This is a genomic window from Kitasatospora sp. NPDC059817, assembly GCF_042731835.1.
GTDB lineage: Bacteria > Actinomycetota > Actinomycetes > Streptomycetales > Streptomycetaceae > Kitasatospora.
The window spans coordinates 1-6,170 of the sequence record NZ_JBHWIR010000289.1 but is presented as its reverse complement, the minus strand read 5'-3'; the positions used below and the strand labels follow the sequence as shown (position 1 = coordinate 6,170).

At 73.7% G+C, this 6,170-nt stretch carries 5 protein-coding genes; 3 read left to right on the top strand and 2 right to left on the bottom strand.

The features are described from left to right. Positions 1-104: 104 nt before the first annotated feature. Positions 105-1,226 (bottom strand): HoxN/HupN/NixA family nickel/cobalt transporter, encoded by a 1,122-nt coding sequence (locus tag ACFV61_RS33470; protein ID WP_063347065.1) that lies wholly within the window; start codon positions 1,224-1,226, stop codon positions 105-107. A gap of 338 nt (positions 1,227-1,564) precedes the next feature. On the opposite strand from ACFV61_RS33470, the gene ACFV61_RS33465 reads away from it, so the two are divergent. Together ACFV61_RS33465 and ACFV61_RS33460 are read left to right on the top strand one after the other, a co-directional pair. Then, positions 1,565-3,433 carry a CocE/NonD family hydrolase gene (locus ACFV61_RS33465; protein ID WP_380495819.1) on the top strand — a complete coding sequence of 623 codons (1,869 nt, stop codon included), beginning with the start codon at positions 1,565-1,567 and terminating at the stop codon, positions 3,431-3,433. Positions 3,434-3,481: 48 nt separating this feature from the next. Beyond that, positions 3,482-4,174 carry an aspartate/glutamate racemase family protein gene (locus ACFV61_RS33460; protein ID WP_380495818.1) on the top strand — a complete coding sequence of 231 codons (693 nt, stop codon included), beginning with the start codon at positions 3,482-3,484 and terminating at the stop codon, positions 4,172-4,174. A gap of 31 nt (positions 4,175-4,205) precedes the next feature. On the opposite strand, the gene ACFV61_RS33455 is transcribed toward ACFV61_RS33460, so the two are convergent. Next, positions 4,206-4,664: a MarR family winged helix-turn-helix transcriptional regulator gene (locus ACFV61_RS33455; protein WP_380345467.1), complete on the bottom strand. Its 459-nt coding sequence runs from the start codon at positions 4,662-4,664 to the stop codon at positions 4,206-4,208. Positions 4,665-4,793: 129 nt separating this feature from the next. Between ACFV61_RS33455 and ACFV61_RS33450 the strand changes: the two genes are divergently transcribed. Further along, on the top strand, positions 4,794-6,050 hold the full coding sequence (locus tag ACFV61_RS33450; protein ID WP_363368750.1) for an alpha/beta hydrolase: 1,257 nt from the start codon (positions 4,794-4,796) through the stop codon (positions 6,048-6,050). Positions 6,051-6,170: the final 120 nt, after the last annotated feature.

The window sequence follows — 6,170 nt, the reverse complement described above, 5'->3', positions numbered from 1 at the left end:
GCCCCGCGGGGGCACGACGGGAGTTTGAAGACCCGCCCTAGGCCCCGCAAACCCCGAGGGGGGCGGTGACCGGAGTCCGGTCACCACCCCCCTCGGGGTTTGTGCTACTCCGACTTGGCGGCCGCGGCGGCCAGGCCGGCCGACCACTTCTCCTCGACCTTGCCGAACTTCCAGTAGGCGATCGCCGCGACCCAGGTCAGCACGAACAGGCCGACGATCGCGTAGCCGACGAAGTTGAGGTCCAGCCCGCCGATCCAGGCGATCGGGCCGCTGGTGATGTCCAGCTTTTCGCCGAGCAGGCCGATCAGCTCGACCAGGCCGATCACCAGCGCGACCAGCACCGACAGGCCGGTGACGGTCAGGTTGTAGTAGATCTTGCGGACCGGCTTGGAGAAGGCCCACTCGTAGGCGAAGTTCATGAACGAGCCGTCGATGGTGTCCAGCAGGCTCATCCCGGCCGCGAACAGGATCGGCAGCGTGAGCAGCGCGTACCAGGGCAGCGAGAACGCGGCCGCCCCGCCGGCCAGCACCAGCAGCGACACCTCGGTGGCGGTGTCGAAGCCGAGGCCGAACAGCAGGCCCACCGGGTACATGTGCCAGGGCTTGGTGACGGCCCTGGTCACCCGGCCGAGGATGCGGTTCATCAGCCCGCGCCGCTCCAACTGGCGCTCCAGCTCGGCCTCGTCGTACTCGCCCACACGCATCCGGCGGAACACCTTGAGGATGCCGTTGAAGGCGCCCAGGTTGATCAGGCCGAGGAGCAGCAGGAACGTCCCGGAGACGGTGGTGCCGATCAGGCCGGTCATCGTGTGCAGGGTCGAGTCGTCCGCCTCCACCTGGTCGGCGAGCGAACGGATGCCGAAGGCGAGCAGCGCGCAGAGGCCGAAGACGATCGAGGAGTGCCCGAGCGAGAACCAGAAGCCGACCGACAGGGGCCGCTTGCCCTGGCCCATCAGCTTGCGGGTGGTGTTGTCGATCGCCGCGATGTGGTCCGCGTCGAAGGCGTGCCGCATCCCGAGGGTGTAGGCGGTCAGGCCCATGCCCGCGCCGAACACCTGCCCGCCGACGTTGTAGTGCTCGGGCGCGACCAGCGCGAGCAGGGTGAACCAGCCGACGACGTGCAGCACGAGGATGAAACCGCCCATCCCGGCCAGGCGCATCCACTCCTCCCGGGTGAGCCGGTCACGCCATCTGACGGGCGAGGCACCTGCGGCGGGGCTGGACATCCTGTGGTCCTTTCGGGTGGTCCGGGCGAAGCTGGGCCATCTTTCCCCCCTCGGGGAAGTAGTTGCAAGTCATGTGCAAATGCCGGACGACGGCGAACGGGGGCATACGGGCGCGGACGAGGGGCGTGCGGCGGCAGGCACACGCCCGCTCGCGCCGGGCTCCACCCCGCCGCCCCGACCGGCCGCCCCGACCGGCGGGCCGCGACCACCGCGCAGCCTTCGTCAGGAAATCGGACGATTCCTCCCCTAGGGTCGAGATGCCGACGCCCGCAGCGCGCTCCCCGTACGCGCCGCGGGCCCGCCGGCGCTCACCGGCCCGGGATCCGATGGGAGCGGCCATGCCGTCCTACCCCTTCCGCACCACCCGCGAGGACGTCCGCATCCCGCTGCCCGACGGCACCCGGCTGGCCGCCCGGCTGTGGCGCCCGGTCAGCGACGAACCCGTCCCCGCCCTGCTGGAGTACTCCGCCGGCCGGCTCACCGACCGCACCGCCGCCGAGGACGCCCGCCGCCACCCCTGGTACGCCGGCCACGGCTACGGCGCCCTCCGGGTCGACACCCGCGGCCACGGCAACTCCGACGGCCTGCCCGGCGAACCCGGCGGCGACCAGGAGCTCGACGACGGCGCCGCCGTCCTCGACTGGCTCGCCCGCCGCCCCTGGTGCAGCGGCCGGGTCGGCCTGCTCGGCGTCGGCGCCGCCGGCACCACCGCCCTGCTGCTCGCGGCCCGCGCCCCCGACACCGTCGGCGCCGTGGTCACCGTCTGCCCCGAAGGCGGCCACCGCCTCGGCGGCGCCCTGCTCGCCGCCGACCTGCACACCCGGCTCACCACCCTGGTCTCCGACGCCGCCCTCCCGCCCGACCCCCGGCACGTCGGCGACGCCTGGCGCGCCGACTGGCTGGCCCGCCTCGAATCCCTGGACCCGCCCGTCGACGCCTGGCTCGCCGCCGGCGAGACCACCGTCCCCGTCCCCGCCCCCACCTTCGCCGTCGCCGGCTGGGGCGACCCCTCCTGCTCCTTCGTGCTGCGGCTGCTCGCCACCTCCCCCACCGCCCGCGCCCTGCTCGGCCCCTGGCCGCACGGCCTGCCCGAGGACACCCTCCCCGAGACCCTGCGCTGGTGGGACCACTGGCTGCGCGACCTCGACACCGGCGCCCTGGCGGAGCCCGCCCTGCGCAGCTGGATCGGCACCCGCTGGACCGGCGAGGAGACCTGGCCCTCCCCCGACGTCCGGGAGATCCACTACGGCCTCGACGGCCCGCTGCGCACCGCCGGCACCGCCTCCGACGACCGCCACGTCCGCGTCCGCTCCCCGCAGCACACCGGCCTCAACGCCGGCGCCTACGTCCCGCTCGGCCGCCCCGCCGACCAGCCGCCCGACCAGCGCGAGGAGGACGGCCGCTCGGTCTGCTTCGACTCCCAGCCGCTGCCCGACCCGGTCGAACTGCTCGGCACCCCGACCGTACGGCTGCGCCTGCGCGAGGGCGGCCCGCCCGCCCAGATCACCGCCCGGCTCTGCACCGTCGGCCCGGACGGCACCTCCACGCTGCTCACCCGGGGCGTCCTGGTCGCCGCCGGCCCCGACGCGGACGTCGAGCTCGCCGCCTGCGCCGGCGCCGTCCCGGCCGGGCACCGGCTGCGGCTCGCCCTCTCCTCGGTCTACTGGCCGTGGGTGTGGCCCACCCCGGACGACGCCGGCTACGCGCTCGACCCGTCCCGCTCCGCCCTCACCCTGCCCACCCGCCACCTCGCCGCCGACATGGGCGCCGCCCCCGTCGCCTTCGAGGCCCCCGCCCTGCCCGAGCCGCTCGACATCCACCGCACGGAGCCGCTGACCGCCCGGCCCGAGCACGTCACCGTGCACGACATCGGCCGCCGGGAATGGCGTGCCGAACTCTCCCCCGCCACCGACGGCAGCCGCACCCACCCCGACGGCCTGGTCCGCGACGAGCACACCGTCACCGCCTACCGGGTGCTCACCGGCGCCCCGCTCAGCGCCCAGGCCCGCACCGACCACACCGTGCGCCTCGAACGCCCCGACATCGGCTGGGACGTCACCGTCCAGACCCGCACCCAACTGCGCTGCGACGCCGGGCACTTCCTCAGCATCGTGCAGCTGCGCGCGCTGGAGGCCGGCTCGGTGGTGTTCGCCCGGGAATGGCAGCACCGCGTGCCGCGCTGGATTCCGCAGGGCGATTCCAAGTAATCCTTATACCTTTGCTTTCAATTCCTGCATTGCTTTATAAATGGCGGCATGAAGACCCTCGGCCTGATCGGCGGCATGAGCTGGGAATCCACCGCCGAGTACTACCGCCTCCTCAACGAACTCACCCGCGACCGTCTCGGCGGCCTGCACTCCGCCCCGCTCGTGCTGTACTCGGTCGACTTCGCCGCCATCGAACGCCTCCAGGCCGACGGCCGCTGGACCGAGGCCGGCGAGGTCCTGGCCGGCGCGGCGCGGTCCCTGGAGGCCGCCGGCGCCGAACTGCTGCTGATCTGCACCAACACCATGCACAAGGTCGCCGACCAGGTCACGGCCGCGACCCCCGTCCCGCTGCTGCACCTCGCCGACGCCACCGCGGACGCCGTCCGGGCCGCCGGACTGCACCGGATCGGGCTGCTCGGAACGGCCTTCACGATGGAACAGGACTTCTACCGCGGCCGGTTGGCCGCCCACGGCCTCGACGTCCTCGTCCCCGGCCCCGACAGCCGCGCCCTGGTCCACCAGGTGATCTACCAGGAGCTGTGCCTCGGCCTGGTCCGCGAGGAGTCCCGCGCGGCGTACCGCCGGGTGATCGACGAACTGGTGGCCGCCGGCGCCCAGGGGATCATCCTCGGCTGCACCGAGATCGAACTGCTCGTCCGCCCCGAGGACAGCCCCGTCCCCACCTTCCCCACCACCCGCCTGCACGCCGAAGCCGCCGTCACCGCCGCCCTGACCCCGTAACGGCCCCGCGGCGGGCCCGCGACGGCCCCGGTCAGAGGCGGTCGTAGATGGCGGCCAGCTGCCGGAGCACGTCGGTCGCGGCGTCCAGGGCGGGGGCGTCGTGGTGGGCGAGGGCGGTGTCGAGCGCCTGCGCCAGGGTGGTCTGGCGTTCGTCGTGACGGCGGCGGCCCGCGTCGGTGAGGGCGACCAGGACGGACCGCTTGTCGCCCGGGGGGCGCTCCCGGGTGACGTAGCCGGCGGTGGCGAGGTTGTTGACCAGCTGGGTGGTGGCGGCGCTGGTGGTCTCGGTGGCGGCGGCGAGCTGGCCGATCGACAGCGGGCCCGTCTCGGCCAGGACGCGCAGGGCCCGGGCGTGGGTGAGGGAGAGCGCGCCGGGGGTGCGGGTGGCGCGTCCGCGCAGGCGGGAGTCGGCGGCGCTGAGGCTGTAGGCGGCGCGGGCGAGCTGGTCGAGGGCCTGCTCGCGGGCGGGGGTGGGTTGGGGCTGCGACATGGGGGCGGCCTCCGCGGCTCGATCGATGGGCGGGTTGACAACAGAATATCCTAAGTACTTAATAGATAAGTACTTAGCGACTCGGCGGCACCGCCACCGAGCCCCCTATCGACACGGAGGACACCCGTCATGACCGTTCGTTCGACCGGACAGAGCTGGGCCCTGGACATCGCCCTCGCCCAGGGCGGCTTCGACGCCCTGCACCCCCAGGCCAAGGGCACCCTGGAGCAGCTCGGCCACGACCACACCGACTTCGACAAGGTCTTCGCGCTGGTGCAGAGCGGGGCGATGCTCCCCAAGGCCTGGGCCACCGTGGCCGGGCAGGCCGAGGAGCGCGCCGCCCACCACGAGCGGGGCGGCTTCGCCCAGACCGCCGCCGACCTGTACGTGCGCGCCGCGGTGATGTGGGGCCGCGCCCAGTACTCCGTCTTCGACGCCACCGACCCGCGCAAGCTCGCCTTCCGCGAGCACGCCAACCACTGCGTGGAGCGCCTCGGCGCGCTGCGCGACGACCGGGTCCGCCGGGTGGAGCTGGACTTCGAGGGCGGCCGGATCTACGGCCTGCTGCACCTGCCGGCCGGCGAGGTGCGCAACGCCCCCGCGGTGATCCTCGGCCCGGGGATGGACATGATCAAGGAGGACTACATCTACGCCGCCGAGCGGTACTACACCTCCCGCGGCATCGTCGCCCTGTCCATCGAGGGCCCCGGCCAGGGCGAGACCCGGGCGGGCGGGCTCACCGTCGACCTCACCAACTACGAGCGGGCGATCAGCCGTTACCTCGACCACCTGGCCTCGCTCCCAGAGGTCGACCCGCAGCGGATCGGCATGTTCGGCATCTCGATGAGCGGCTACTGGGGCTCGCGCGCCGCCGCCACCGACCGCCGGCTCGCCGCGCTGGCCGCCTTCGAGGCGGTCACCGGCGACTTCCAGACGATCTTCGAGCAGGCCCAGCCGACCTTCAAGAACAACTACATGTACATGGCCGGCTACACCGACGAGGAGGCCTTCGACCGCGAACTGGTCGCCCGCATGCCGCTCGGCGACCTCGTCCAGGAGATCGACTGCCCGGTCCTGTACGGCATCGGCGAGTTCGACGAACTGACCCGGCTGGAGCAGGCCCTGGCCAACTACGAGCGCATCCGCGCGCCCAAGGAACTGCGCGTCTACGAGAACGAGTTCCACCCCCTGGGCGGGGTCGCCGCCGAGATCTTCCGCTTCGGCGCGGAGTGGATCGAGCGCGCCCTGAACGGCGAGTTCGCCGAGGCCGGGCGCGACGTGCGGCACTACGTGCACCACGACGGCCGCACCACCGACGGCACCGCCAACCCCACCTGGTGGCTCGGCGCCGTCCCCGCCCAGATCACCGCCGCCCGCCGGGCGTGAAACCGGGCGGCCGCCGGGCGTGACACCGGACGGCCTCCGGGCGGCCTCCGGGGGTGGCGGGGCGGCGCGCGCGGGGGGGGCGCGCCACCCCGTCACCCCCGGGGCCCCGCCCCGGCCGGG

Bases quoted from the DNA above. Each gene is read 5' to 3' on its own strand.
- ACFV61_RS33470 (WP_063347065.1), bottom strand. From the start codon at position 1,226: ATGTCCAGCCCCGCCGCAGGTGCCTCGCCCGTCAGATGGCGTGACCGG.
- ACFV61_RS33465 (WP_380495819.1), top strand. From the start codon at position 1,565: ATGCCGTCCTACCCCTTCCGCACCACCCGCGAGGACGTCCGCATCCCG.
- ACFV61_RS33460 (WP_380495818.1), top strand. From the start codon at position 3,482: ATGAAGACCCTCGGCCTGATCGGCGGCATGAGCTGGGAATCCACCGCC.
- ACFV61_RS33455 (WP_380345467.1), bottom strand. From the start codon at position 4,664: ATGTCGCAGCCCCAACCCACCCCCGCCCGCGAGCAGGCCCTCGACCAG.
- ACFV61_RS33450 (WP_363368750.1), top strand. From the start codon at position 4,794: ATGACCGTTCGTTCGACCGGACAGAGCTGGGCCCTGGACATCGCCCTC.